Annotated in this window: 19 protein-coding genes and 2 pseudogenes; 3 read left to right on the top strand and 18 right to left on the bottom strand. The window is 60.8% G+C overall.

What is annotated here, in order from left to right:
* Positions 1-151: 151 nt before the first annotated feature.
* The 5 genes from BJF91_RS09690 to BJF91_RS09670 all read right to left on the bottom strand — a co-directional run bounded on the left by BJF91_RS09690 (position 152) and on the right by BJF91_RS09670 (position 5995).
* Positions 152-1000 (bottom strand): fumarylacetoacetate hydrolase family protein, encoded by an 849-nt coding sequence (locus BJF91_RS09690; protein WP_075614266.1) that lies wholly within the window; start codon positions 998-1000, stop codon positions 152-154.
* Positions 1001-1034: 34 nt separating this feature from the next.
* Positions 1035-2333, bottom strand: a complete 1299-nt coding sequence (locus tag BJF91_RS09685; protein WP_075614265.1) for an MFS transporter — start codon at positions 2331-2333, stop codon at positions 1035-1037.
* A gap of 57 nt (positions 2334-2390) precedes the next feature.
* The gene (gene mhpA / locus BJF91_RS09680; RefSeq protein WP_075614264.1) at positions 2391-3965 is read right to left on the bottom strand and encodes a bifunctional 3-(3-hydroxy-phenyl)propionate/3-hydroxycinnamic acid hydroxylase MhpA; all 1575 of its coding nucleotides are present in this window, start codon (positions 3963-3965) and stop codon (positions 2391-2393) included.
* An 85-nt stretch (positions 3966-4050) separates the two neighbouring features.
* Positions 4051-4944 carry a VOC family protein gene (locus BJF91_RS09675; protein WP_075614263.1) on the bottom strand — a complete coding sequence of 298 codons (894 nt, stop codon included), beginning with the start codon at positions 4942-4944 and terminating at the stop codon, positions 4051-4053.
* Complete coding sequence (locus tag BJF91_RS09670; protein WP_075614262.1) at positions 4937-5995, bottom strand: amidohydrolase family protein; 1059 nt, start codon at positions 5993-5995, stop codon at positions 4937-4939. Before BJF91_RS09670 ends, BJF91_RS09675 begins: the two co-directional genes overlap by 8 nt.
* Before the next feature lie 125 nt (positions 5996-6120).
* Between BJF91_RS09670 and BJF91_RS09665 the strand changes: the two genes are divergently transcribed.
* Positions 6121-6819 (top strand): GntR family transcriptional regulator, encoded by a 699-nt coding sequence (locus BJF91_RS09665; RefSeq protein WP_075614261.1) that lies wholly within the window; start codon positions 6121-6123, stop codon positions 6817-6819.
* A gap of 202 nt (positions 6820-7021) precedes the next feature.
* The gene (locus tag BJF91_RS09660; protein ID WP_234801586.1) at positions 7022-8086 is read left to right on the top strand and encodes an ROK family transcriptional regulator; all 1065 of its coding nucleotides are present in this window, start codon (positions 7022-7024) and stop codon (positions 8084-8086) included.
* Here the strand turns inward: BJF91_RS09660 and BJF91_RS09655 are convergent.
* From BJF91_RS09655 to BJF91_RS09630, 5 genes are all read right to left on the bottom strand, one after another.
* Positions 8073-9299: an ROK family transcriptional regulator gene (locus tag BJF91_RS09655; protein WP_075614260.1), complete on the bottom strand. Its 1227-nt coding sequence runs from the start codon at positions 9297-9299 to the stop codon at positions 8073-8075. The two genes, BJF91_RS09660 and BJF91_RS09655, sit on opposite strands and share 14 nt — an antisense overlap.
* Positions 9300-9413: 114 nt before the next feature.
* Positions 9414-12434 (bottom strand): alpha-mannosidase, encoded by a 3021-nt coding sequence (locus BJF91_RS09650; RefSeq protein ID WP_075614259.1) that lies wholly within the window; start codon positions 12432-12434, stop codon positions 9414-9416.
* A 37-nt stretch (positions 12435-12471) separates the two neighbouring features.
* The gene (locus BJF91_RS09645) at positions 12472-13332 is read right to left on the bottom strand and encodes a carbohydrate ABC transporter permease (protein WP_407639872.1); all 861 of its coding nucleotides are present in this window, start codon (positions 13330-13332) and stop codon (positions 12472-12474) included.
* Positions 13329-14285 (bottom strand): carbohydrate ABC transporter permease, encoded by a 957-nt coding sequence (locus BJF91_RS09640; RefSeq protein ID WP_075614258.1) that lies wholly within the window; start codon positions 14283-14285, stop codon positions 13329-13331. The genes BJF91_RS09645 and BJF91_RS09640 overlap by 4 nt, the downstream gene beginning before the upstream one ends.
* A 179-nt stretch (positions 14286-14464) precedes the next feature.
* Positions 14465-15778, bottom strand: a complete 1314-nt coding sequence (locus BJF91_RS09630) for an extracellular solute-binding protein (protein WP_075614256.1) — start codon at positions 15776-15778, stop codon at positions 14465-14467.
* Positions 15779-16047: 269 nt separating this feature from the next.
* On the opposite strand from BJF91_RS09630, the gene BJF91_RS09625 reads away from it, so the two are divergent.
* Positions 16048-17046 (top strand): ABC transporter ATP-binding protein, encoded by a 999-nt coding sequence (locus tag BJF91_RS09625; RefSeq protein WP_075614255.1) that lies wholly within the window; start codon positions 16048-16050, stop codon positions 17044-17046.
* A gap of 294 nt (positions 17047-17340) precedes the next feature.
* On the opposite strand, the pseudogene BJF91_RS25625 reads toward BJF91_RS09625, so the two are convergent.
* From BJF91_RS25625 to BJF91_RS09590, 8 genes and pseudogenes are all read right to left on the bottom strand, one after another.
* A pseudogene (locus BJF91_RS25625) lies at positions 17341-18226 on the bottom strand (methyl-accepting chemotaxis protein); the annotation flags it as partial.
* 93 nt (positions 18227-18319) lie between these two features.
* Positions 18320-18922, bottom strand: a pseudogene (locus BJF91_RS25620) (HAMP domain-containing protein); the annotation flags it as partial.
* 342 nt (positions 18923-19264) lie between these two features.
* The gene (locus BJF91_RS09615; RefSeq protein WP_407639871.1) at positions 19265-20401 is read right to left on the bottom strand and encodes a M24 family metallopeptidase; all 1137 of its coding nucleotides are present in this window, start codon (positions 20399-20401) and stop codon (positions 19265-19267) included.
* A gap of 32 nt (positions 20402-20433) precedes the next feature.
* Positions 20434-21408 carry an ABC transporter ATP-binding protein gene (locus BJF91_RS09610; protein WP_075614253.1) on the bottom strand — a complete coding sequence of 325 codons (975 nt, stop codon included), beginning with the start codon at positions 21406-21408 and terminating at the stop codon, positions 20434-20436.
* Complete coding sequence (locus BJF91_RS09605) at positions 21405-22457, bottom strand: ABC transporter ATP-binding protein (RefSeq protein WP_075614564.1); 1053 nt, start codon at positions 22455-22457, stop codon at positions 21405-21407. Before BJF91_RS09605 ends, BJF91_RS09610 begins: the two co-directional genes overlap by 4 nt.
* Positions 22429-23382, bottom strand: coding sequence for an ABC transporter permease (locus BJF91_RS09600; RefSeq protein WP_075614252.1), 954 nt, complete (start codon positions 23380-23382; stop codon positions 22429-22431). Before BJF91_RS09600 ends, BJF91_RS09605 begins: the two co-directional genes overlap by 29 nt.
* Before the next feature lie 168 nt (positions 23383-23550).
* Complete coding sequence (locus BJF91_RS09595) at positions 23551-24630, bottom strand: ABC transporter permease (RefSeq protein WP_075614251.1); 1080 nt, start codon at positions 24628-24630, stop codon at positions 23551-23553.
* 158 nt (positions 24631-24788) lie between these two features.
* On the bottom strand, positions 24789-26408 hold the full coding sequence (locus BJF91_RS09590) for an ABC transporter substrate-binding protein (protein ID WP_075614250.1): 1620 nt from the start codon (positions 26406-26408) through the stop codon (positions 24789-24791).
* Positions 26409-26571 lie beyond the last annotated feature (163 nt).

Below are 26571 nucleotides of genomic sequence, written 5' to 3'. Positions count from 1 at the left end.
TTGTCAGGAAAAGTGGAAACTGTTTTCCCGATAAGACGAAGGACAGTAAGGAGGCTCAGAGTCTGTCAGGTTCAATCTGGACCTGACAGACTCTGATGTTGGACGGTGCTGCGATCGATCGGAAGGGTGAAGATCGCTCCCGATAGCTAAATTAGGCGGCTTCCTGGACAATCGGGTTGCGCAGGATGCCAAGCTTGTCGACTTCAACTTCGACAACATCGCCGGGCTTCATCCAGAGCGGCGGATTGCGCTTTGCTCCGACACCGCCCGGCGTGCCGCTGACGATGACATCACCGGCTTCAAGCCGGGTGAAGCTCGAGCAGTATTCGATCTGGCGTGCGATATCGAAAATCATCTGATCGAAAGTTGCTTCCTGAACGACAGTACCATTCAGGCGGGTCTGGATACGCAGCGTGGCCAGCGGCCCGAGTTCGTCCGGCGTCATCATCCATGGACCGAAAGCGCCGGTGTCGGGGAAGTTCTTGCCCGGGGTAAACTGATGGGTATGGCGCTGATAATCGCGCACGCTGCCGTCATTGTAGCAGGCATAGCCGGCAACATGGCTGAGCGCATCTTCCCGGGAAATATAACGGCCCGGCTTGCCGATGATGATGGCCAACTCGCCTTCATAATCCAGCTCGATCGAGGCCTTCGGGCGGATGATCGGCTGCAGATGGCCGGTCTGGCTATTGGCATAGCGGGCAAAGATGGTCGGGTTTTCCACTTCGGTCCGACCGGTTTCCTTGCGGTGCATTTCGTAGTTCAGGCCGACGCAGAGGATCTTGTCTGGGTTGCTGATCACCGGCAGCCAGGTCACGGCCTCAAGCGGCGTGGCCTTCGCCGAGGCTGTCGCGGCGGCGACGCCGTCCAGACCGGCGGTCACGGCAGCCTTCAGGTCGCTGTAACGGTCCTTCAGTACGGCGCCGACATCGAGGAATGTATCGCCTTCGACGACACCCCAGGTCCGTTGTCCGTCGATAGATACGCTTGATAGTCTCATGGGTCTTCTCCTGTCATGAGGTCGGGGAAAGCCTTCAGGCTTCCTGTACCCGATTGGCAAAGCGAGGTATACGGCCGAAACGCTCCAGGGACCGCTCCGGGAAAATCAGGGCAAAAGCGGAGACCGCGCCGATCAACAGGATCACTGCGGTAAACATCATGGCATTGGCATAGCCTTGGGTGACATGATCGGGGCCGGCGGCCTGCACGATCATGCCGGTCACGGCGTTGGAAACGAGGGCCGAGGCGGCGTTGGCCGAATAAATCACCACAATCAAGCGGCCACGTTGTACGGCCGGGGCTATGGCGCCAAGCGTGATCGGCCCGTAGATGGTGGTGAGGCTGGGTGCGGCAAAGGCGATGGCGACCAGCGCCAATTGCAGCGGACCGCTGACATAGACCGATCCGATCAGTGCCAGGCCAGCAGCGAGAAGCGCATAGCCGGAAGCACTGCCGAGCGCTTTGCGCCTGCTGACGCCATTGAGCAGCATCCGCTGTGCAACCCAGGAACCCAGCAGCAGAAGCGGCGACTGGAAGACATAGACGGCAGAGATGATCGAGCCGGTCTGCCCCTGGGAATAGCCCAGGCCCTGCTGCAGGAAAGGCGGCAGCCAGGTCGCGGACATGCCCACGATCCAGTAGGACATCGTGGACATGATGATCACGCCGATGACGGTTGGGTCGAGCCATAGCTTGGCGGCTGGAATGGGCGCTTCGTCGCTGACGATGGCATCGCTCTTGTGGCTCTTGCTGGCATAGGGGCCTTCACCGCCGACGAGAAGCCAGCCGGCGATCCAGACAAGGCCGATCACGCCGCAGAACAGGAAGCCCGAACGCCAGCCGTGGTTGACGATCAGATAGGTCAGGATCGGGCCGCCTGCGAGAAGGCCGACGCTGATGCCCTGGACGACGATTGCGCTTGGCACGCTGCGCTTTTGCGGATGAAACCAGTTCTGGCAGGCATGCAGTGCCGTTGGCAGGCCCGGACCTTCGCCAAGGCCGAGCAGGATACGGCATGCGACGAGAACCGTGACCGAACTGCTGAAGTAAATCGGGATCTGTGAGATCGACCAGATCAGCGCCAGCGCGACCAGTATCCATTTCATCGGAACGCGGCCGATGACGAACAACCCGACAAGCACGCCTGAAATCGAAAACAGCAAAAAGAAGCTGCTGCCAATCAGGCCGAATTGTTGCGGCGTAATCGCCAACTCCTTCATCATCGGAACGGCGGATAGGCCGAAGACCAGCTTGTCGAAGAAATTCAACGTCTGGAAGAGGAAGAGCATCAAAAGCACGATGTAAGGTCTGATAGTACTGGTCGATTCGGTCATAGTGTCCTCCCAGATCCGAATTATTGAAACACGCTTGTCATCCCCTCACGCCACCCCTCAGGCGATACGGGTTCGCAAATCTGCCAGCTGGCTCTCAAGGTCGGTCATGTCGGCGGCGCCGGCAAAGACGTAGTGGTCCGGCCGAACGATGGCGGCGATGCAGCCATGGCGGTCAAACCAGGCCGAAAGAACGCCGTCTTTCTCCACGAGAGCAGCCTCTTCGGCTGCTGAGTTCGGCGCGGCGATAACGTGGACCGCAACGCCCTCGACCGCGCCCTTGAGCGTTTGCGCCTGTTGGGTTGAAACCTTGCGACCGTCCAGCAGCAACCGCCAGCCATGGCCAATCAGGCGGTCGAGCAAGACGGCACTACCATCCTTGACGATAGCTGGTTGCGGGAACAGCAAGCCGCGGGCAGGTGTGCCTTCCGCGCCAATCAGGCCAGCCTCGAGCGGCGGCACGATTTCCTGGCGGGTGATGGTCGGCGGCTTGCCGCCGCCCTCGGCAAGCACGCGGGCATCGCGTTCTGCCGCCAGCAGCGGGTCGCGTTCGCAAATCATCTGGCCGATGGCCTTGATCTTGCCGGTCAGTGTCTGGACATGGCGCTTGCGCTCGACGGTATAGCTGTCGAGGAGGCTGTCGCTGGACTGGCCCTTCAAAACCCTGTCGAGCTTCCAGACTATGTTGGAGACATCGCGCAGGCCCTGGCACATGCCCTGACCGATGAAAGGCGGCTGCTGATGGGCGGCATCGCCGGCGATCAGGGTCCGTCCCCGGCGCCAGGTATCGGCGACCAGAGCGTGGAAGCGATAGGACGCCGCACGCCAAAGCTCGCCATCGTCAGGCGTCAGCCAGGGCGCGAGCAGCTTCCAGACGTTCTCGGGCTTTTCCATTTCGCGGGCATCTTCACCGGGCAGAAGCATGATTTCCCAGCGGCGATGGTTGTTCGGACCGATGATGAAGCTGGTTGGCCGCGCCGGGTCGCAAAATTGCGCCGAGGTCTGCGGCAGTTTCGAAAGAGAGCTGTCGTTGACCTGCACATCGATAACCAGCCAGGGCTCGTCGAAGATCAGATCTTCCAGGGTGATGCCGCAAAGCTGGCGCACGGTGCTGGACGCCCCGTCGCACCCAAGCGCATATTTGGCCGCCACGTTGCGGGTCCCGCCATCGGCGTTGCGCAGCGTAGCGACGACTTGGTTGCCCATGTCAGCGATATCGATCAGTTCAGTGCCGAGCTCGACCGTTACACCGTCGAGGCCTTCAGCGTGGCGGCGCAGCACCTGCTCGACGGGCGGCTGGGTGAAGACCATGCTCGGTGTGTAGCCGAGCGGATAGGGTTCCGGCACCATATCGATGCGGCGGATCAACTGGCCCTTGGCACCAAAATGCTGGGACGCGGTGAACGGCGCCACAAAGGGCAGAACCTCTTCTGCAATGCCCATATTGTCGAAGTGGCGCAGGATTTCATGGTCGATGGCGATGGCACGCGGCTTTTCATAAATGCCGGTCATCCGGTCGATCACCAGGGTGGAGTGACCCTTGGCGCCAAACATCGCGGCGGCCACGGCGCCGGCCGGGCCGTAACCGATAATGAGGACATCGTAATGGCTGGAGATTTCCTGCTTGGTGTTCACGGAAAATGCCTCTGCAATGGTGTGGAATAGAGCATGAAAGCAGTGCCGCGGAGCGGTTCACTGTCTTATCGAGACGTTCGAGGCGTCAGGCGCCGGCAAAGCCGACGGAAACCTGAGCCTTCTTGCAGACCTCGCTTTTGGGCGCCGCGATGCCCCAATGGTCCGTGCGCCCGGGTGGCCAAACCCATTCATCCGGTCCCTTGACGCGGTAGGTGTCATCGACCTGCAGCACCTCGGCGGTGTATTCGACCACGACGCCGGTTGGATCGACGAAATAGGCAAAGACATTGTCGCCGGGGCCGTGGCGGCCGACGCCCCAGCCGATCGGATAGCCGTGGTCCACGACCCGGCCGGAACCACGCATGACCGATTCCAGATCCGGCATCAGGAAGGCGATATGGTTGAGGCCGTTGACCGGCGCCTCTGCCAGCACCACCGCGTGGTGATCGTCATTGCAGCGCAGGAAGGCCATCATCTTGGAACGATCGGTCAGCTGAAAACCGAGCACGTCCTGATAGAATGAGGAAAGCGCTTCGATCTCGCTGCTGTTGATGTTGACATGCGCGAGGCGCAGCACCTGGTTTTCAACGGTCTTGGCTGGCTTGCGCAGATCTCCGTGCACGAATTCCAGCACTGCACCCTGGGGCTCGCGCACCACGAAACGCTGACCGCCCGAGGGCGCATCGGCTGGGCCGAGCTCGCGCATGACCGTGCAGCCGGCGTCGCGGCAGCGCGCAAGCAGAGCCGCAAGCGCATCCGCCGAGGCCGCGCGGAAGGTGGTCTTGCGCAGCTCGGCCTTATCGCCGGCCTTCAGTTCCAGCACATGGAAGTCGTCGCCGGTGGCGCTGAGAAAGACCTTGTCATCGACTTCGGCAGCAACGGTCAGGCCCCAGACGCGCGTGTAGAAATCGACCGAGCCGGCGAGATCTGGCGTCGAAATCTCGACGCTGCGCAGCGCGGTGACGGGAAAATCAGGCATTGGAGACCTCCTCGATGGCCAGGAATGTCAAGGCATTGGCGAAAGTGAGCCGTTCCCGGCCGGCTTGATCGGCAAGGGCTGCGTCAACGCAAGCCAGCGGGTCCTTTTCGCGGAAATTGAAGGGATAGTCGGTGCCGATCATCACCTTGTCTTCGCCGAAGACGGAGATGACACGGCGCAGCGTTTCCGTGTCGAAGACCAACGTGTCGGCATAGAGACGCTTGGCCTGGACAGAGGGCGGCTCGAACAGCGCGTCCGTGAGGGCCGGAAACGTCGCATAGCCCTGTTCCAGGCGCGGCAGCAGCGAGGCGAGCGTGCCGCCGCCATGGCTGAAGGCGATCCGCAGGTTCGGGAAATGCTTAAGAAGATTGCCCGTGATGACAGATGCGGCGGCAAGCCCAACATCGGTCGGATAGGCAAGCACCTGCTGCAGCGGTGCTGGGCCGACAAGCCGGTCCATGCCGGCCGGGCGCACCGCGTGGACGAAGATCGCTGCGCCGAGTTTTTCGGCCTCGGCAAAGAAGGGATGAAATCTGGGATCGCCAATGGCGACGCCATTGATGTTGCTGCCGATTTCCACCCCGTGAAAGCCCGGCTGGGCCATGATGCGCTGTAACTCGCGGATGGCGAGATCGATATCCTGCAACGGCACGCCGCCAAGTCCGACGAAGCGGCCGCGGCCTTGCTCGACCATGGCTGCGATCACGTCGTTGACGTGGCGGTTGAGGCCATCGGCAGCTTCGGCCTCGATCCAGTAGCCGAACAGTTCGGGCATTGGGGACAGCGCCTGAATCTGAATGCCGGCTTTGTCCATTTCCTCGATGCGCCGTTCGGCGACCCAGCAGGCATCGCCGATCGTGCGATACGGCTTGTCGTCGATGACAACGGTCGCGTGGCAGTCGACAACGGGGGACATGGACGGCCAGCCCTTGATCGCTCTTCCGCCCGGTGTCGATGGAAAGCTCGATGGTACGACGTGGCAATGGATGTCGATGCCGCTACAGGCGCAGTTCCGCTCAAAACGGCCGCGCTTCCTCCCTGCAAAGCTCATGGTTTCCTCCAGAGTTCTGATAGCGTGGTAATATACAAAATCGGGCCCGTAAAGAAAAAATTTATAAATTTTATTTGAGCGCCGACTATGTATATAAATATGGTGGACGACGAAGCAGGATTCCCATGGACGGCGAGATTGCGATCAAAGGGGCGGAAAGCCCGGCGACACTGGCCACGACCATCTATGAGCGGCTGAAAGCCGACATTTTGTCGACGACGCTCGAACCGGGACGCAAGTTACAATTACGATTTCTGACCCAGCATTACGACGCGGGGCAAACGCCTCTGCGCGAGGCGCTGAACCGGCTGAGTTCTGAGGAACTTGTGGTTGGCAAGGAGCAGCGCGGCTTTTTCGTCAAGCCGATCAGCCTTGAGGAACTGCGCGAACTGACAAAGACCCGCTGTTGGGTCGAGGGCCTGGCGCTGAAGGAGTCCATGGCCAATGGTACGGCCGAATGGGAAGAGGCGCTTCTGGTCGCGCATCATCGGCTGGAGCGGATGCCGCGGTCGCTGAACCCTGAACGATTCGAGCATAGTCCGGAATGGGAGAAGTTGCACCGCGCCTTTCACGCGCTTTTGATCCGCGGCTGCGGTTCCCGCCCTCTGATAGGTTTTTGCGAGCAATTGGCGGATCGGTTGTTTCGCTACCGCGCCATGTCGATCCGCAAGGCATTCCGGGTTCGGAAGGTCAGCGACGAACACCGCCAAATTCTCGCGGCGGTTCTGAACCATGACATCACGCAGGCGGTTACCTTGCTGCAGCAGCATTATGAAAAGACGGCGGCCATCATTGAAAGCGATTTGCAGGCCTCGCATTCTTGATTCTGCCGAGAGGTTGGCGGCAACTGCTATATGCTGAGGTGACCGTGCATTTTCACAGCAACCATGTCGCGTTGTCTGCTCACGTTAGCACCTAAAAAAATGGCAATGGGTCTCCCAAACAATGCGTCGGTCCTGCTACAGTTGACCAGCACCTGCTTTGCCCGATCGGGCGAACTGACGGGATGGATTGGAGACAGACGGCGTGAGCAGCGACGGGCGCCTGGCGCGCCGGCAGATACCGCGAGGCAGCGGGCAACGGGACGGCCCCGGCATCAGCCCTGAAGACATCGCGGACCACAATTCGCGAGCGACGCTGGCGCTGTTGTTGCGGCACGGTCCTCTAACGCGCCAGGAGCTGTCCGGCCAGCTCGGACTGACCGAACCTGCCGTGACCGGCATCTTGAAGCGGCTGGCCGGTGCCGGTCTGGTGCAGCAGGGGCGGCGTGAAAGCGGCGACAAAGCAGCAAGGTTTTCGCCTCTGGTCGACGGCGCTTATGGTTTTGGGCTCTGGCTGGGGCCGGATGGCGGCCGTGCGGCCGTGGTCGATCTTTCCGGCCGGGCTATTCATACGCAAGCCTTCGCCGCTGATGGATTGGAGGCTGCGATTGAAGATTGCCTGGCGGTCGCGCCGGATCGTCTCATGGGTGTCGGCATTGCGCAGCATCCGGACTGTCGGTTGGATGAGGATCGATTTGCCAAGCTTCTCGCTGGTATGCCGGTGTTTTTTGTCCGGGATGTCGAGGCGGCGGTTGCCGGTGAGCGGATGCTTGGCATTGGCGAGCCCGAAGGTGGCTTTGCCGTACTGCTGATCGATGAGAAAATCCGCGCCGGGCTACTCGCTGGCGGTCGGTTCTTTCGTGGTACCCATGGCCGGGCCGGCGATATAGGCCAGATGCGTCCGGCGCGCGGCGAGCCGAGCCTGGAAGACGTCGCAAGCGTTCGGGCTTATGAAACCTGTCTGGCAGAGCATGGCGAGAGCGCTATTGATGCCTGGATGCAACAGGCGGCAAGCCGGCTTCTTGATGCGGTGCTGGCGATTGCCGGCTTCGTGTCGCCGGGTGCTATCCTGATCGGGGGCAATCTACCACGAGCGGTGCTGGAGGGCTTGGTTGAACACATGCTCGCTGACCGGGACAAGAAGGGCAGCTATTTCGTCGCAGCGCCCTGGATTCCGCCGATCCGGCCTTTGTCTCTCGGCTACGACGACCTGGCGCTTGGTGCCGGCTTGTTGCCGTTGATGGAGCGGCTCCTGCCTAAGCAGGCCTGACGAGGGTCGCCCTCTGCGGCGGAAGGCCCGATAGCGGCACGCGCTCCTGCTGGCTAGCCTCTGATGATGGCAGACAGAGCTTGTGAGACAGCGGCATGGCGGCGGCCCCAAGCGCTGCAGCATCTTCCGAACCCGCGGCGCGGTGCAGAGAGGGCGCGGCCATGCCGCTGTCTGCAATCTCGCGATGCACATGCACCAGCAACTCGTCAAGCAGCCGCACCGGTAGCCGACCGCCGATGATGACCGCCTCGGGATCGACAACCATGCCGATGTCGATGATCGCGTCGGCCAGTTTCACGGCGAAGCGCTTTAGCCAAGTACTCACGATCTGGCGCCCATGCGCGTCGAGCGTCAGCAAATCCGCCGGTGTCTTCGCCTCGATGCCCTGGCGTTGCAGATGGTCGAGCAGGATGAACAGCGAAAACTGGTCGCCGAGTGGCCGGCTCTGTCCGGCCAAAGGACCGTCGTCGAGCGCAACGGGCAGCCAGCCGATTTCACCGCTCAAGCCGCTTGCGCCCTTGTGACGAGCGCCGTCGATGACCAGACTGCCGCCAAGACAGGCATTGACGAGAATATAGAAGAAGCTGCGGATTTCCGTTCCGAGACCATACTCGATTTCGCCCAGCGCGGCCGCATTGGCATCGTTGTCGATGAAGATCGGATGATGGGTCACCGAAGCCAGTGCCTGACGCACGTCGAAACCCTTCCAGGCGCTGTATTCCGGCGGACGACCGATGACGTCGACTTCTCCCAGCCAATCCGGGATAGCAAGCCCGATGCCAGCAAGGCGATGTTCCTGAATGACCTTGCGGCGCAGGAATGTCGAGAGCGCGCCTTCCATCAGGGTCACGAAGGTCGACGGCAGGATGAACCGCTCTTCGTGGTGGATGCGACCGCGAATATGGCCGGCGGCATCGACGGCGACCACGGTCAGGTGATCGCGATCGATATTGGCGCCGATGGCAAACACACCTTCAGGGTCGATTTCGAGCTCGATGGCCGGCTGGCCGCGCAGGCCCTGACGACGGCGGGCTTCCATCACCAAGCCTTCATCAAGCAAACGCTCGACGATCCGGGTCACGGTCTGCTTGGTCAGCCGCGACTGGCTGGCGATCTCGGCACGGGAAATCGGCGCGCCGCGATGGATGGCGTTGAGCACCATCGCCCGGTTCAACGCCGCTGCCTGCTCGCCATTGGCGCCGGAGTAATTCATGTGGTCTCCTGAATGCACGGCACGTCACGGAAATCAGCAATACCTAAAAACAAGAAAGCGCGGAGTTGCAAGATCCGCGCCCTTGTCTCGCCTGCCGTGTAGCAGCTTATACGATTAGTTTTTGCTAAGGCGCCAGCTTTTCACCTCAAACGGCTTCAATCCCGTGGCACTGGGGCCGGTCATCGGTTCTTCGAGAATGGTCACCGGTCCTTCGTGGCGCCAGCCCTCGGTGGGCTTGACTGTAAGGGCACCCTGGCGGCCGGCAGGCTCATAGACGCGCAGGATCAGATCGTCACCATCCTCGCTCGATTTCAACGCCGACAAGGCGGCGGTGATGCCTTCAACGGCGAGCGGCTGCCACGTACCGGTCTGATAGCCCTCAGCCGATATAGCGAGAAGCGGCTGGTTCAGATCTTCGGCTTCCTCGCGGACACCGCCAGCATGCCAGGGGCCGGCATGCGGCATCAGGGCATAGGTGAAAGCCTGATAGCCTTCGTCGGCGAGCGGATCGGGATAGACGGGTGAGCGCAGCAGCGACAGGCCAAGGACATTGCCGCGTGCCGAATGGCCGTATTTGGCATCGTTCAGCAGCGCGAGACCAAAATCCGGGTCCGAGAGGTCGATGAAACGATGGCCGGGCGCCTCGAACATTGCCTCGTCCCAGGATGTGTTGGTGTGCGTCGGGCGTTCGACCACGCCGTAGGCGCATTCGCAAACTGCTCTCGCGGCCTGCACGGCAACGCCGGTTTCGGTGCGCAGCAGCACGCGCCGGTCATGCCAGTCCAGCTCTGTGTGAATCTCGACGCGCCGGGCGTTCGCGGCAAGGCTGAGCGTCTGGACGATGCTCGAATGGCGCCAGCTGCGGCGGATGCGGATTGCAGCGCGATGCGGCCCTTTCTCGATCAGTTCGATGCTGTCGAAGCCGGTGATCTCCTCGGCCTGTTCGGCATAATCTTCCTCGACATCCCAGGCATCCCAGTTGCGCGGCTTGTCGCAAGGATAGGCAAACAGCCGGTTGGCCCCGCCTTCGACGGCTTCGCGACCACTTTCCTTGTGCAGGATGCTGGCGATAGAGCCGTCTTCAGCAAGCTTGACGCGGATGAAAGCATTTTCGAGATGCCGCTCGCTGGCCGACAGGCCGTGCAGGGGAGCAAGCGACGAGGCCGGCAGCACCACGGCAGCAAGCGGCGGGATCGTGCCTTCTGCCGAAATGAAGCCGTCGGCGAGCTCCAGCCGCAGCGGTCGGCTATCGAGCGACGGGTTGACCACCAGGATATGGCCGTCGCCACCCTCGGGCAATTCCGCCAGCAGGCGTTCAAGCCCTGCCGTCTGCGCGGCCTTGCCCTGTTCGATCACCGCCTCCAGCTCCCGGCGAGCATCGACATAGACTTCGGCAATCGAGGAGCCGGGCAGAATGTCGTGGAACTCGTTCTTCAGCACCACCCGCCATTCCGGCTCCATCGATGTGGACCGTTCCGCGCCGAGAAGATGGGCGAGGCTTGCCACGGTTTCGGCGGTGATCAGGCTGCGCTCGGCCTTGCGATGCAGGCGCTTGACGTCGCTCTGGCTGGTCAGCGTGCCGCGATGCAGTTCGAGATAGATCTCGCCCTTCCAGACCGACATTTTACGGGCCGTAGCCGCCTCGTGGGCATTCTCGAAAAAGTCTTCGACGCGGGTCCACTGTGCCTCGGGCAGGGCTGGGAAGACGCGCAATTGCTCTTCGCGGCGGATCATTTCTGGGCTGACGCCGCCGCCGCCATCGCCATAGCCAACACAGAGAAGCGTGGTGTCGTGGCGATCCTTCTGACGGAAATTACGCCAGGTGGACGCGATCGTATCCGGGCGGACCTGGCCGTTATAGCCATCGACGGGATTGTCGAACGTATGGGCAAGCACCCGCGAGCCATCGAAGCCTTCCCACCAGAACAGGTCGGACGGAATATGGTTGCTCTCCGACCAGTTCACCTTGATGGTGAAGAAGCTCTTCATGCCGCCCTGAACCAGCAATTGCGGCAGGGCGCCTGAGAAGCCGAAACAATCAGGTAGCCAGCAGATGGTGTGGCGGATACCGGATATCTTTTCGAAATAGCGCTGGCCGTAGAGGATCTGCCGCGACAGGCTCTCGCCTGTCGGCATGTTGGTGTCAGGCTCGATCCAGGTGCCGCCGAGCGTTTCCCATTGACCGGCCTTGACCCGCTCGACGACCTTTTCCAGCAGAGCAGGATCGTCTTCCTCGAGCTGCGCATAGTAATGGGCCGTCGACTGGTTGAAGCGGAAATCCTTCGAGCCTTCCATCAGCGACAGTGCGGTGTGGAAGGTGCGTCGCACCTTGCGGCGAGTCTCGTCATAAGGCCAGAGCCAGGCGAGGTCGATATGAGCATGGCCGGTCAATGCGACCTTGCCCTGCGGCGGGAAGCGCTCGCGCAGGCCGGCAAGCTTGTCCATCAGGCTTTGATAGGCCTTGGCAACGCTTTCGCGCTGTGCCTCGTTCAACCCTTCGGGGTCCGGTTTGAGTGTCGGCAATTGCCAGATCTTCTGCTGCATCGGTGCCGCAGCCGTGCGGGCGATGTAGTCGGCCGTCGCCGAAGGCCAATCGAGCATCCGGATGGTTTCCTCGGACGCCTGCAGCAGATGCGGGACCACGTCGTGCCCTTCGAGCGTCTCGACCGCTTCCGCCACCTGGCGCAGGAGCAGCCATAGCGCATCGACATCTTCTTCGATCCAGACGAGTTCTGCCCGTGTCAGCTTCGGATGGCGCACCGGTTCGCCGAAGGGAAGGCGGGCGACCGTGTCGGATGTCAGGCGAAACTGTCGCGACGGCACGGGAAATTCGCGGTGGTTGGGATCAAGACCAAAGCTCTTGGCCGTGCCATCTGCTGCTTCGATCCTGATCAGGCTTTCGCCACCGAGGTCGAGGCAGAGTCTGACAGTGTCGAGAGGCCATCCGTCAGGCACGGCGATGTCTGCCGCGAAATGCTGCGTGCCCGTCTTCTCGGGCCAGTCTGCGCCGAGAGCAATCGGGGCATCGTTGAAACGCCAGCCATCCACGGCGATGGTCTTGCGGGCGCGCCAGAATTCCAGTTCGAGGGTGCGGACCTTGAGGCGTTCGAGGCGTTGGGCATTGGTAAGGGTCATGGCGGTTCTCAAATAGTTTCGAAATGACGGGGGCGGCTCAGCCCTTGACCGCACCGGCGGTCATGGCGCTGAGGATCAGGCGTTGCAGGGATAGGAAAGCGACGATAGCCGGCACCACTGAGATGAGGCAGGCGGCCGCCAGCAATTGAATGGAGGAATCGTTCTGGGTGCCGGCATATTGAAAAATACCAACGGCGATCGGCGTCATCGATTCCTTGGTGATCAACAGGAATGGCACCAGGAATTGCGACCAGCCGTTGATGACGGAAATGATGAAGGCAGAGGCGATGCCGGGCGTCGACAGCGGCAGGATAACCCGGATGAAAACGCCGAACCGGGTGCAGCCATCCATCATCGCGGCCTCATCCAGGCTGACGGGAATCCCGTCGATCGCGCCTTTCAGGATCCAGGTGACCATGGGAATGGCGAGCGCGATATAGACCATGATCGCCCCGAAATAACTGTTGGTTAGGCCAATGGCTGCCATGTAGCGGTAGAGCGGCACCATGATGACCAGCGGCGAAATCATCTGCACCGACAAAAGCGCCATCATCCACACGCCCTTGCCGCGAAAGTTGAAGCGGGAAAAGGCATAGGCAGCCGGAAGCGCCACAATCAGGCAGCCGGCGGCGCTGAGGCAGGAAAGCGTCAGGGCGTTCCACAAATAATGGGCGAACTTGTCTGAGGAGAGGATCGTCGCGAAATTATCAAGCGTCGGCGCCTTGGGAATGAAGCGGCTGACGCCGAGAAACACCTCCTTGCGGGTGCGCAGCGCCAGCGACAGCAGCCAGAGCAGCGGCCAGGCAAAGAAGGCGAACATCACGATCATGAACAGATAGCTGGCGAGATCGCCGAGCCGTTCCTGGTTGCTGGCCTTTGCCATCGATGCGCCCTTCATCGCGAGGTCTCCTTTGGCAGGAACGAGGCATAAATCAGCGCCAGCCCCAGGCTGATAACCAGCATGACCAGCGACAGGACCGCGCCGCTGGCGAGATCGTAATTGCGAAATACGGTGTTGAACGTATAGAGCGACAGAACCTCCGTTGCCCGGCCCGGTCCGCCACCGGTCAGCGAGATGATCGCGTCGAAGGTATTGAGCGTCTGGATGGTGATGAGGATCATGTTGACGAGGATTGCCGGGCGCAATTGCGGCAGGGTGACATGGCGCAGACGTTGCAGGGCCGTCGCGCCATCCACGGAAGCCGCCTCATAGAGCACGGGATCGATCGCCTTAAGCGCCGCATACATCACCACCATCGAAAAGGCGGTGCCGCGCCAGACATTCGACATCACCACCGACCACATGACGAGATCGGGATCGGACAGCCATTGCATCGGCGCCATGCCCATCAGCCGCAGCAGGCTGTTCAATCCGCCAAACGGCGCTTCGTTGAACAGCATCTTCCAGATGATGCCGCCGGCAATGCCGGGCACGACCCAGGCAATCAGCGCCGTCGTGCGCAACAGCGTGGTGCCGACCAGCCGTCGTTTTTCACCGCGCACCACGACCAGCGCCACGGCAAGGCCCAACAACTGCTGGGCAAAGACGCTCGACAGCGTGAAGACCAGCGTGACCCAAAGAATGCCTAGAAGTTCAGGGCGTGTCAGCGTCTGCGCGAAGGTCGACAGTGTATAACCGCCGGTATCGCCAAGCAGTGTCGCATGGGTGAAGGCCAGTCGCACCACATCGAACACGGGATAGAGGTAGAAGATCCCGAGAACCAGGATCAGCGGCAGCAGCCAAGGGGCGAGCCGCGCTGCTTCAGATCCTAGGCCCGATCCTGATTGCGGTAAGGAGGCTCCTGCCAAGGCAAGGTCCCTGCTGCCGGTTTTGGTGCTGGCAATGGGCATGTCGTAATCCGTTTCAGACCTTCAAAGGGCGCCAGGAAATCGCACCGAAAAACGGAATCGGCACGATTCTCTCGCTTTTTGTTTTCGCATTGGATTTTTCCGAAAACCGGTTTCCACTTTTCGGTCCGATGCTGTAGGCCGGGCGCGATGTTCGCATCGCGCCCGGCTGGGTCATGGGATCAGAGGCGGCCATAGGCGTCGAGCGACGCCTTGAAGGCCTCGTCGACGGCAGCTTCGGTGGGTTGGGTGCCGGTCAGCACTTTGCCCATCATGATCTGGATCTGGTTGGAGATTTCAGGATAGACAGGCGCGCCCGGACGAGCCTGACCAACCTTCAGCGCATCGCGGAAGGCCTTGTTCACGTCAGTCGAGAAGACCGGATATTTGTCATAGAGGTCGGCGCGGGTCGGCAATTGTTGCTGCACGTCGTTGGCTGGCCCCATATAGACCTCACGGGCTAGATCGGCGCACATATTGACCTTTTCCTCGTCTTTCGCAAAAGACGCGACCGTCCAGCCGCCGGTGCCGGTCGAGCGCTGATCGGCGGTCGGGCCGGGCAGGGGCGAGAAGGTCCACTTGGCGAAATCTTCAGGCTCAAGCGTAGTCTTCAACTGGTTGATCTGCCAGTTGCCGCCGACGAAGAGGGCCGTCGTGCCGGCTGCTGCCGCAGCGTTGAAATCGTCGTAATTGCCGATCGTGGCGACGCGCTTGGGGGCGGCGCCCGATGTGACGAGGTCGTGGTAGTAATTGACTGCCTTGATGAACTTCGCGCGGTTGTCGCCTTCGCCGAAGATCGGCTTGCCGGCATCGTCAACCAGCTTGCCGCCCTGGCCCCAGAAGTTGGCCAGCCAGTCGAAGGTCGTGCCTTCGTAGCGGCCACCGTTGAACAGGATGCCTTCCATGCCCTGCTTGACGGAGGCAAGGGCCGCTTTCTTGGTGTCGTCCCAGGTCTGCGGCGCGTCGGGGATGATTTCCTTGTTGCGGTAGAGCACACGAAGATCGGTCGACCACCACCAGGCGTAGATCTTTCCGTCGGAGCCGGTAATGCCCGTGCGGATGAAGGGGAAGAGCTGGTCGATTTCATCCTTCTGGAAATAGGGCGAGAAGGAGCGCAGCACGCCGGCTTTCTTGAACAGCGGCAGCACGAAGGAATCGACCGCCGCGCAATCAGGCGCATTGCCGGACCGTGCCTGTTCCAGCAGACGGGCCTGTTCCTGGCCGATATCGCCGGACATCATCTGCAGCTCGATTTTCCAGTCGGGTCGCTTGGCGATGAAGGCCTTGAACAGCTTGCTATAGCCTTCCGCGACCGTTTCATCGTTATTGCGCGGCCCATCCGTGGTCATGCGGAAGACAAGGGTTTTCTTCGCGCTGGCGCTGCCGACCGTATCGCCGGTGATGAGGTCGCTGGCCTGTGCTTGCCCGTTGGCGACAAGGCCGGCGGACAGGGCGAGAATGGATGTGAGCGCGAGTAAGGGCGCCTTGATGATCATGAATGTTCCTCCCAGACATAATGAGTTTGCCGGACCTGTGACGTGCCCGACGTGTCGATGCTCCTGATCAGGCTAGCTTCTCGCTGACCCTTTCCCACCAGGCGCTGCTGGCGCCAAATGCGTGATCGCTTCCTCCGCTCCTGGCTTCCCGGTATGGGCCTCCCCTCCTGGCGTGCAGGCCGACCGTCTCTCCACAGCCGACTTTCCAAGTCGCAAAAAATAGATTAAATCACTTTTGTTTTGTGTCAAGCCAGCCTTGGGGAGGAAAAATGGCACGGGTTGAAATCGAGGCTCTGCGCAAGAGTTACGGGGCGCTGGAAGTGATCCACGGCGTCGACGCTGCTATCGAGGATGGCGAGTTTTTTGCCCTGGTTGGCCCGTCGGGCTGCGGGAAATCGACGTTGTTGCGGATGATCGCCGGCCTGGAGACGGTGACGTCAGGCATCATCTGCGTCGATGATATGTTGATCAATGATCTGGCGCCGCGCGACCGCGACATCGCCATGGTCTTCCAGAACTACGCGCTTTATCCCCACATGACAGTCGCCGACAATATGGGCTTTGCCCTGAAGCTCGGCGGCCTGCAATCCGGGGAGATCGGCCGCCGGGTCGGCGATGCCGCGGCCATTCTCGACCTGCAATCCTACCTCGACCGCAAGCCGGCGGCCTTGTCCGGCGGCCAGCGCCAGCGCGTCGCCATGGGCCGCGCCATCGTGCGGGCGCCGAAGGTGTTCCTGTTCGACGAACCGCTCTCCAATCTCGATGCGAAGCTTCGCGTGCAGATGCGCTCGGAAATCAGAAGCCTACAGCAAAGGCTGGCAACGACGACCGTTTACGTGACCCATGATCAGGTTGAGGCGATGACCATGGCTGATAAGATCGTGGTGCTCAATGCCGGTCGGGTCGAGCAGATCGGCGCGCCGCTCGATCTGTATCGCAAGCCGATCAATCTGTTTGTTGCAACCTTCATCGGTTCGCCGCAGATGAACCTGATTACTGGCCCAGAAGCAGAGCGCCATGGGGCGACGACGCTTGGTGTGCGGCCAGAGCATCTTGCCGTGGTGGAAACCGGGAACGGCTGGGAATGCCGGATCGTCTCAGGAGAATATCTCGGCAGCGATACCTATCTGACCGTTGAAGCCGAGGGGATCGGCCGCCTCAATCTTCGCACCGACGGCGAATTTGCGCCCCCCGTCGGGCAGACCATCTGGCTCACCCCAAAGCCCGGTTGCCTGCATCGCTTCGACGCCCAAGGGGTTGCGATATGAGCTGCGGTGCCACAGCAGGCTGAATGACAGCCTGCTGCAGCTGGTGCTCTTACCGATATCGTCCGGTATCGCTGGTGTGGTGAAAGCGATCGTCTTCGGCGTCCGGCCCGCCCATCGATAGATCGAGGGCAAAGCCTTTCGCACGGGCCTGCTGCACCGCTACAGGAGGTTTGAAAGCCGGTGATTTGACTGGTTTTATCGGCGGTGCCGGTTTGCGCGCGGCGGCAGGTGCGGCTTCGCGTGCACTGACCTTGGCATCCTTGTCTTCACCTGTCTGGAAGAAGGACAGCGACGTCTGCAACTCCTCGGCCTGGGTCGCGAGTTCTTCCGATGTCGCTGACATTTCCTCCGACGCGTTGGCGTTGTGCTGCGTTACCTTATCGAGCTGCTGGATCGCTTCGTTGATCTGGCTTGCCCCGAGATCCTGCTCCCGGCACGCCACGGAAATTTCGGAGACGAGTTCGGCAGTCTTTCGGATGTCAGGAACGAGGCGATTGAGCATCTCGCCGGCAGCTGTTGCCGCTCTGACCGTCTCGACCGATAGGCCGCTGATTTCGCCGGCCGCTGCCTGGCTGCGTTCGGCCAGTTTGCGCACTTCAGAAGCAACGACGGCAAAGCCCTTGCCATGCTCGCCGGCACGGGCCGCTTCAACAGCCGCATTCAGGGCGAGGAGATCCGTCTGACGGGCAATTTCCTGCACGATCGAAATCTTTTCGGCAATGGTGCGCATGGCATTGACGGCTTTGTCCACTGCCGCGCCTGAGCTTTCGGTGTCTTTCGCCGATTGACGTGCGATTTTCTCTGTTTGAGCCGCGTTGTCGGCGTTTTGCTTGATATTGGCTGCCATCTGCTCCATCGAGGCAGAAGCCTCTTCGGCGGCGGAGGCCTGCTCCGTTGCACCCTGCGACAGTTGCTCTGATGTCGATGAAAGGGCCTGGCTGCCGCTGGTCACCTGATCGGCGGCATTGGCGACGCCAACGGCGAAGGACCTGAGGTTATCCACCAGCGAGTTGATGGCGTCCTTCATTTTTTGATGATCGCCCTCGCAGTCGATGTCGACATGCTGGGTCAGGTCACCGGTGCTGACCAGACTGAGAACGCGATTGCCCTCGGCGATGGGCAGCAGAATGGCGTCGAGCATATGGTTCAGCCCGGAGATGATTTTGGCGAAGTCGCCCACAAAGCGATGGGACTCGCCACGTTCGCTGAGATTGCCGGCCGTAGAGGCGGCGGTCAGGCGGACGATTTCCTGGAAGATATCACGGAAATTGCTGCGCAGGGTCTCGATCGTCTCGTTGATAAAGGCCTTCTTGCCAGGGAATTTTTCAAGTTCGGCAGCAAAATTGCCTTCGCCGAATTCCTTGATGCAGGCCATGGCTTTCTTCTTAACGGCGATATGACCTTCCACCATATCGTTGACACCTTTCGCCATGACGGCAAAATCGCCCTTGAAACGTTCAACGGGAACGAAGACGTCAATATCGCCTTTGTCATGCTCCATCGACATCCGGTTCATCTCGGAGATGAAGCCCTTAAGATTGCCACGCAGGCTCTCCACGGTCTCATTGATAAAGACCTTCTTGCCCGGAAACCGTTCGAGCGGTGCTTCGAAATTGCCCTCGCCGAACTCCTTTACGCAGGCCATCGCCTTCTTTTTAACGCTGATATGACCGGCAACCATGTCGTTGATGCTCTGAGCCATGGCAGCCAGATCGCCTTTGAAGGCATGCGCAGGAATGGCCGTATCGATATCGCCTCTATCATGCTCGAGCGACATACGGCCGGCAGCATCACCCAGGTTCAAAACCGGGCGAAGGGCCGCGTCAAGCAGATGATTGACCGCAACCAGCACATCTCTTGCCTCGTCGGTGACCATGTCCAGACCGGCACGACGCGACAGATCGCCGTCCGCCATGCTCCGCGCCAAATTCTCGATTTCGGCGATTGCAGCCCTCGGACGAGAGGATTTTTTGAACTGTGTATAAAGGGACATGATGCAGCCACCCATTGATATCGCAAACAGCGTGTCGGTCGACGAACTGGATCAGCGTACGGAGAGCGCAGGCGCAAACTCTTCCGAATTTCTGACGGTTGCAGCATTATTGAGGAGCAATAATAAAGGAGGCGTAAATAAAATAACTTACTAATGAACGTTGGTGTCGATTTTCAGCGTCCAAATGCTGTCCGCTGAATTTTCCACCTCGCTCGCCGCACCTTCTTAAAACGGCTCGGTCGGCCCCTTGGGCGGGTGGGTGAACCAGGCCGGACCGTCAGCGGTCATGTGGATGATATCCTCAAGCCGCAGGCCGAACTGGCCGGGTAGCACGATCATGGGCTCATTGGAAAAGCACATGCCCTCTTCGAGCAAGGTGCTGTTTCCGCGCACGATATAAGGCTCTTCATGACCTTCGAGCCCGAGCCCGTGGCCGGCGCGGTGCGGCAGGCCGGGCAGGCGGTAATCCGGTCCGAGACCATGGCCAGTGATGACCCGGCGGGCGGCATCATCAAGACTGGCGCAGGTGGCGCCGAGCTGAGCGGCATCGAACACGGCCTGCTGCGCCTCCCGCTCAATCGCCCAGATCCGCGCGAAATCTGCGCTTGGCTCCTCCATCACATAGGTCCGGGTGATATCGGAATTGTAGCCGTCGATCCGGCAGCCGGTATCGACAAGCACGACATCGCCAGCCTTATAGATCTGATCGCCATCGGCCCCATGCGGCAGCGCCGTCGTCTCGCCAAAGGACACGATGCAGAATGTAGAGCCACCGGCAGCCCCGAGCCGCCGATGCTCCTCGTCGATGAAGCGGATGACCTCGGACGCTGCGATGCCGGGGCGGATCATCGCATGCGCCTTGCGCTGCACGTCCAGCGTCAGGTTCATCGCATATTGGATAATGGCGATTTCGCTCGGTGACTTGCGCAATCGCTGGCCGCGCAGGATAGGCCCGCCGTCGATCAGCCGCTCGGCCGGAATCTCACGGCGCAGTGCGTTATAAACGAACAGTGCTACGGAATCATCGACGGCAAGGCTCGTGCCGTCAGGCAGCAGCGAAGCGACCAATGCCGAGCTGCTCTCATCCTCTTCCCAAACTCTTATGTCACCGGTCAGATGCGGCAGTGTTTCCACCCGGCTGCACTCGAAGCCGGGCACGACGTAAACGAGATCCGATGCCGTGACGACAGCGCCAACCAGCCGCTCGCTGGCATGCCAGACGAGACCGGTGAAATAGCGCAGGCTTTCAGTCGGGCCGATCAATACCGCGCCGATGCCGCGCTCCGCCATGGTCTGGCGCAGCTGCCGCAGGCGCTGCTCCCGCTCGTCCATGGAGATTTTTGGCGCAGACATTTGAGACATGGTCATATTCCCGATGGCGTAAAGGATTGAGATTAGGCCCGGCCTTCTTCGACCGCGTGACAGGCAACCCGAACGCCGTCGCGCTCGGTCAGGCCGGGCATGTCGGCACGACAGCGATCATTGGCGAGCGTGCAGCGCGGATGGAACGGACAACCCGACGGCGGCTTCAGCGGCGAGGGCAGTTCCCCGGTGAGCTTGATGCGCTCTCCACGTCGATCCGGATCGGCGATCAGCGTCGCCGACAGCAGCGCCTTGGTATAGGGATGCTGCGGATTGGCGAAGATCTTGTTCACGGGCCCGATCTCTACCGCGCGGCCGAGATACATCACCATCACGTCGTCGGCGATGTGCCGGACGACGGCGAGGTTGTGGGAGATGAACATCATCGTCAGGTTCAGCTGGCTCTTCAGCCGCTTCAGCAGATTGAGGATCTGCGCCTGTACGGACACGTCGAGCGCTGAGGTCGGCTCGTCGCAAACAAGGAATTCGGGCTTCATGATCAGCGCCCGGGCGATGCCGATACGCTGGCGCTGGCCGCCGGAAAATTCGTGCGGGAAGCGGTCGGCGGCCTGAGGCGGCAGGCCGACCAATTCCAGCATGTCGGCAACGGCTTTGCGTCGTTCCGTCTTGTCGCCGATGTCGTGGATCACGAGGCCTTCGGCGATGGAATCGCCGATCGGCAGACGCGGGTCGAGGGAGGAGTAGGGGTCCTGAAAAACGATCTGGATGCGGCGGCTGGTGGCAAAATCCACGCCCATGCCGGGTCCGGCGATCTGCTTGCCGTCGAAGATGATGTCTCCGTCGGTCGGAGCGTAGAGACCGACGACGATACGGGCGAGGGTGGACTTGCCGCAGCCGCTTTCACCGACGACGCCAAGCGTGCGTCCGCGCTCGATGGCGAGGCTGACATTGTTGACGGCATTGACATGCCCCTTCACCCGCTGAAAGGCACCGCCGGTCACCGGAAAGGCCATCTTGACCTTGTTGATTTCGATCAGCGCGTTCATGCGGGCTGCTCCTCACGATGGGCAAGCGGGTCTGCTGGAGCGGCCAGCCAGCATCGACAGAGATGGTCTTCACCGAGTTCGGTGAGGGCTGGCCGGATGGTGGTGCAGCGCGGATCATCGGTCTCGCGACGGGCGCGGCAGCGCGGGGCAAACAGACAGCCCTCGGGCAGATGCGTCAACTGCGGCACACGGCCATCGATCACTTCAAGCATGTCGGTCTCTTCGCCCAGCACGGGGACCGAGCGCAGCAGCGCCTGCGTGTAGGGATGCTTCGGCGATTTGAAAAGTGTGTGGACATCAGCCCGTTCCACCACCTGGCCGGCATACATGACCGCAACATGATCGGCCATTTCGGCGACGACGCCGAGATCATGGGTGATCAGGATGATGGCGGTGCCGAAATCGCGCTGCAAATCGCGCATCAGATCGAGAATTTGCGCCTGGATGGTGACGTCAAGCGCGGTGGTCGGCTCGTCGGCGATCAGCACTTCCGGCTGGCAGGCAAGCGCCATGGCGATCATCACCCGCTGAGCCATGCCGCCGGACATTTCGTGCGGATAGGCCTTCATACGGCGCTCGGGATCGGGAATGCCGACGGCGGCCAGCATCTTGATCGCTGCCGCTTCGGCTTCACGCTTACCCATGTTCTTGTGCAGCCGGTAGACTTCCGAAATCTGCCGACCGACCGTGTGAACGGGGTTGAGGGAGGAGGATGGGTCCTGGAAGATCATCGAAATGCGGTTGCCGCGCACTTCGGCAAGCTGCTTCGGCGTCATCGTGCGCAGGTCAGCGCCGTCCAGCAGCACTTCGCCACCCACCACCTTGCCTGGATAGGGCACCAGCCCCATGACGCTGAGCGCGGTGATCGACTTGCCGCAGCCGCTTTCGCCGACAACGCAGAGTGTTTCTCCGGCCTTCAAGGTCATGGAAACCTTATCGACGGCGCGTGCCGTGCCGGAGCGGGTCTGGAATTCGGTGCTGAGATCACGGATTTCGAGAATGGACTGGGTCATGACATCCTCACGCATGGAGCCGCGGATCAAGGGCATCGCGCAATCCGTCTCCGAGAAGGTTGAAGCCGAGCACCGTCAGCATGATCGCCAAGCCTGGAAAGAACACCAGATGCGGCGCAGAGAAGATCTCGTTGCGGGCAGAGCCAAGCATCGTGCCCCATTCCGGCGTCGGCGGCTGTGCGCCAAGACCAAGGAAGCTGAGGCCAGCAGCATCGAGAATGGCGGTGGCGACCCCAAGCGTCGCGAGAACCACGATCGGCGTGATTGCGTTTGGCAGCACCCGGCGAAACAGGATGCGCCATTTGCTGCCGCCGAGCACGCGGGTGGCGGCAACGAAATCCAGCGTCTTGACCGACAGCACGCTGGCGCGGGTGACGCGGGCATAGGCGGGCACCGAGACGATCGAGATCGCCAAAAGCGCATTGCGGATGCCGGGGCCGAGCACTGCGACGATGGCGATTGCCAAGAGCAGCGACGGAAAGCCGAGGATCACGTCCATGACGCGCATGATCAGATTGTCGAGCCAGCCGCGGAAATAACCGGCGATGGCGCCAAGGAACACGCCGAACACTAGCGCCGTTCCAACCGTGGTGAGGCCGATCAGCAGGCTGACACGGGTGCCGTAGAGAATGCGCGAGAAGGAATCGCGGGCATTGCCGTCGACGCCCATGATATGCTGCGGCTTTTCCGGATCGCAGCCGAACATGTGGATACAGGGCGGCTCGCGACGCTTGACCTGTTCAACGCCGATCAGGACCTGATCCGGATCGTAAGGCGCAATGACAGGCGCGAAGATGGCGATCAGCAGCAGCAGGCCGATGATGAAGATGCCGACCTGACCGGAGCGCAGGCGCAGCAGACGGCCAAGCGTGCGGCGCCACTGCGCCACCGGCTCGCCGGTCAGTCCCTCTTCGATGATGATGTCTGCGGCATTGGCCGAGGCAGTGTTCAAACGGGTCATGGAGCGTCCTAGAGTTTGTCAGGGAAAAGTGGTCGCCGGTTTTCCCGAAAAGACAAACGAAAACGAGAGAACTAAGTCTGTCAGGGGAAAGCGGTGATCGGCTTTCCGAAAAGACAAACGAAAACAAAAAGCGAGCAACCGTCGGGTTCAACTTGAACCGGACGGACACTATTGCGGCCGGATGCGCGGATCGAGATAGGTATAGGAGAGATCGACGAGCAGGTTGATCGCCACATAGGCAACGGCAATCATCACCGTAAATGTCTGGATCACTGGATAGTCGCGCGAGAAGATCGCCTCCACCAGCATGCGCCCGACACCCGAAAGGCCGAACACCGTCTCGGTCAGTACCGCGCCACTCAGCAAGGCGCCCATCTGCAAGCCGAGGATGGTGACGACGGGCAACAGTGCATTGCCAAGCGCATGCTCACGCACCACCTTGCGTTCGGAAACGCCTTTGGCGCGGGCGGTACGCACGTAGTCGCGACCGAGCACGTCAAGCAACGAGGAGCGGGTCATGCGGGCAATGACAGCCATCGGAATGGTCGAGAGCGTCAGCACCGGCAGGATCATATGGCGCACGGCGTCCCAGAAGACCGGCCAATTGCCTGTAATCAGCGCGTTGAAGATGTAGAGATTGGACAAGAATTCCAGGAATTTCGACCAGGTGCTATCGGCGGCGAGTTGCCAATGCCAGACATCATAGAAGGGAACGGAACTCACACCGGCAGACAGCCGTCCCGATGGCGGCAGCCAGAATGGGGTGTCGCGTAGCATGACGCCGAAGAGATAGGCAAGCATCAGGCCGAGCCAGAAGACCGGCATGGAGATGCCAGCATTGGCGATGACCATGGTTCCGACATCCGTCAAGGAATTGTGGCGCCGTGCAGCGAGGATGCCAAGGCCGATACCAGTAAAGGTCGCGACGATCAGCGCCAGCATGGCAAGCTCGATTGTCATCGGCAGCCGTTCAATCACGATCTGGGTGACTGGACGCGAAAAGCGGACAGAAGTGCCGAAGTCGCCATGCAGCAAGTTCTTGGCATAGATCAGGAATTGCACCGGCAGGGGCTTGTCGAGGCTGTATCGCACGACGAAGTCGGCGCAGGTCTGGGCCGTTGCCTTCTCGCCCAGCATGGCCTTGCAGGGATCGCCGGGAATGAGCCGGGCGAGCGCAAAGGTCACGACGAGAATGCCGAAAATAACGGGAATGGAGATTAGCAGGCGCTTTGCGGCATATCCGAGCATCGCAGGTCCTATTTCTCAGCGTCCGCCCAGCGTAAACCGCTTGGCGACACTGGATTTCGTCTTGCGTTCACCACGCAATGCACCGGGCAAAGCTGATAGCAAACGCCGAAAGCCGTCCGGCTGGGCATGGTGGCCCGGCCGGACGGTTCCGGTTGCGATTACTTCTTGGCGTTCATCAATCCACCCCAAAGGGAGGAGAAGTAGTCGAAGGAGCCGGTATTGCCGACATGGGCCGGGTTCGATGCATCGAGGCCAGCAGCCCAGGAGGCGACGACGTCGTTGGAGGTGAACACGGAACCATCAGTGAACTTCACGCCTTCCCGCAGGTGGCAGGTCCAGACGGTCGAGTCGGTATTGGCATCACAGCTCTTGGCAAGCGCCGGTACGATTTCGCCGCTGTCCTTAGCGTAGTCCAACAGCGTTTCGGTGATCGGCGTGCAGGCATTGAGCGTTTCGCCGTCGGTTTCATCGCCGCAATAGAGGCTGATCGGTTCAGCATTCTGCATGAATACCAGAGTATCCTTGCCCGGATTTTCGTCCTGCAGACGTGGCGAGCCGAACGGGCGGACGATGGCGTCCTTCAAGGTCGCACGGCCGGCATAGGCTGCTGCGCCATGAACGATCGGAACCATCGGTACGTGCTGACGGATCGCGTCGTTGACTGCGGCGTAGACCGGCTCGGCAGTCTTGGTCTCGGCAATGGTGCCGCCCTTGGTCAGACCCTCGGTGATTTCAGGGAAGGTCGTGCCGAACATCTTCGACGTCTTACCAAAATGATAGTCGAGGAAGTTGGTGACATGCGGGTAGTCCGCACCCCAGCCGAGCAGATAGAGACCATCGATGCGGCCAGCCGAGGTTTCCTCGATGAACTTGCCGGATTCAACCGGAACGACTTCGGCGTCGATGCCGAGGTTCTTCTTCAGCTGCGTCTGGAATTCGACGGCAACTGCGCTTGGTTCCGGCAGATAGGCGCGGAAGACGTCGCGGTAGTAGATCTTGGTCTTGAAGCCGTTCGGGAAGCCGGCTTCAGCCAACAGCTTCTTGCCAGCAGCTGCGTCAAAGCCGTACCAATCCTTGCCGGCGCAGCCATTCGGCAGCGAGCAGGGGGTAAAGTGGGTGGCGACGACGGAACCCTTGGGATAGAAATTGTCGACGATACGCTGACGGTCGACGCCCATGGCGACGGCCTGGCGGACCTTTTCATTATCGAACGGCTTGGCGGTGTTGACCATGCCGAGATAGAGAACGTTCGGGCTTTCCTGCGGCAGGAACTGCAGATCGGGATCGTTCTTGACGCTGTCGAAGTCGTCGGGGCTGATATTGGCGATCTCGTCGACGGTGCCGGAGCGCAACTCGTTCAGACGGCCGGCGCCCGACTGGTTCCAGCGGAAGACCAGTTTGCTAAAGGCTGGCTTGGTGCCCCAATAGTCGTCGTTGCGCACCATGGTGATCGAATCGCCGCGGTTCCAGCTTTCCAACTTGAACGGACCAGTGCCGATAGGGTTTTCGAGCAGCTTCTTTGTCGGGCCAAGCTCTTCAATATGCTTGGCAGGCTGGATGCCGAACACGACAAAGGCGGCCTTGGCTTTGAAAGCCGGGTCAGGGGCGCACATGGAGAAGGTGACGGTATGCTCGTCGGTTGCGACGATGGACTTGATCGTTCCGCCATAGCTGCAGTTAGGCGCTGTGAGGCTCTTGCCTTCGAAAGCGAAGGCAGGGCCAGTGAGCAAAGCGGCAGCCGAAACGGCTGCGGCCGCGCCGAAAACACGAAGTTTCATTCCTCTATCCCCAGTTCGTTGAGGTGTGCCAGGCACCCTCATGTTGTATATTTCTGGTATTTTCTTCGTTTTCTTGTCGGATCGTCATCCAAACGTCAACGGCATCTTCGGCTGCAACAGGGATGTTCAGTATTTTTTCCCCAAGTGCAAAGACCGGTCGAAA

It is taken from the genome of Gillisella taibaishanensis (genome assembly GCF_001938985.1).
In the GTDB taxonomy this organism is placed as follows: Bacteria; Pseudomonadota; Alphaproteobacteria; order Rhizobiales; family Rhizobiaceae; genus Allorhizobium; species Allorhizobium taibaishanense.
The sequence above is the reverse complement of the archived record's forward strand: the minus strand, read 5'-3'. Positions and strand labels throughout refer to the sequence as shown.

Bases quoted from the DNA above. Each gene is read 5' to 3' on its own strand.
- BJF91_RS09690 (WP_075614266.1), bottom strand. From the start codon at position 1,000: ATGAGACTATCAAGCGTATCTATCGACGGACAACGGACCTGGGGTGTC.
- BJF91_RS09685 (WP_075614265.1), bottom strand. From the start codon at position 2,333: ATGACCGAATCGACCAGTACTATCAGACCTTACATCGTGCTTTTGATG.
- BJF91_RS09675 (WP_075614263.1), bottom strand. From the start codon at position 4,944: ATGCCTGATTTTCCCGTCACCGCGCTGCGCAGCGTCGAGATTTCGACG.
- BJF91_RS09670 (WP_075614262.1), bottom strand. From the start codon at position 5,995: ATGAGCTTTGCAGGGAGGAAGCGCGGCCGTTTTGAGCGGAACTGCGCC.
- BJF91_RS09665 (WP_075614261.1), top strand. From the start codon at position 6,121: ATGGACGGCGAGATTGCGATCAAAGGGGCGGAAAGCCCGGCGACACTG.
- BJF91_RS09655 (WP_075614260.1), bottom strand. From the start codon at position 9,299: ATGAATTACTCCGGCGCCAATGGCGAGCAGGCAGCGGCGTTGAACCGG.
- BJF91_RS09650 (WP_075614259.1), bottom strand. From the start codon at position 12,434: ATGACCCTTACCAATGCCCAACGCCTCGAACGCCTCAAGGTCCGCACC.
- BJF91_RS09645 (WP_407639872.1), bottom strand. From the start codon at position 13,332: ATGAAGGGCGCATCGATGGCAAAGGCCAGCAACCAGGAACGGCTCGGC.
- BJF91_RS09640 (WP_075614258.1), bottom strand. From the start codon at position 14,285: ATGCCCATTGCCAGCACCAAAACCGGCAGCAGGGACCTTGCCTTGGCA.
- BJF91_RS09630 (WP_075614256.1), bottom strand. From the start codon at position 15,778: ATGATCATCAAGGCGCCCTTACTCGCGCTCACATCCATTCTCGCCCTG.
- BJF91_RS09625 (WP_075614255.1), top strand. From the start codon at position 16,048: ATGGCACGGGTTGAAATCGAGGCTCTGCGCAAGAGTTACGGGGCGCTG.
- BJF91_RS09615 (WP_407639871.1), bottom strand. From the start codon at position 20,401: ATGTCTCAAATGTCTGCGCCAAAAATCTCCATGGACGAGCGGGAGCAG.
- BJF91_RS09610 (WP_075614253.1), bottom strand. From the start codon at position 21,408: ATGAACGCGCTGATCGAAATCAACAAGGTCAAGATGGCCTTTCCGGTG.
- BJF91_RS09605 (WP_075614564.1), bottom strand. From the start codon at position 22,457: ATGCCCTTGATCCGCGGCTCCATGCGTGAGGATGTCATGACCCAGTCC.
- BJF91_RS09600 (WP_075614252.1), bottom strand. From the start codon at position 23,382: ATGACCCGTTTGAACACTGCCTCGGCCAATGCCGCAGACATCATCATC.
- BJF91_RS09595 (WP_075614251.1), bottom strand. From the start codon at position 24,630: ATGCTCGGATATGCCGCAAAGCGCCTGCTAATCTCCATTCCCGTTATT.
- BJF91_RS09590 (WP_075614250.1), bottom strand. From the start codon at position 26,408: ATGAAACTTCGTGTTTTCGGCGCGGCCGCAGCCGTTTCGGCTGCCGCT.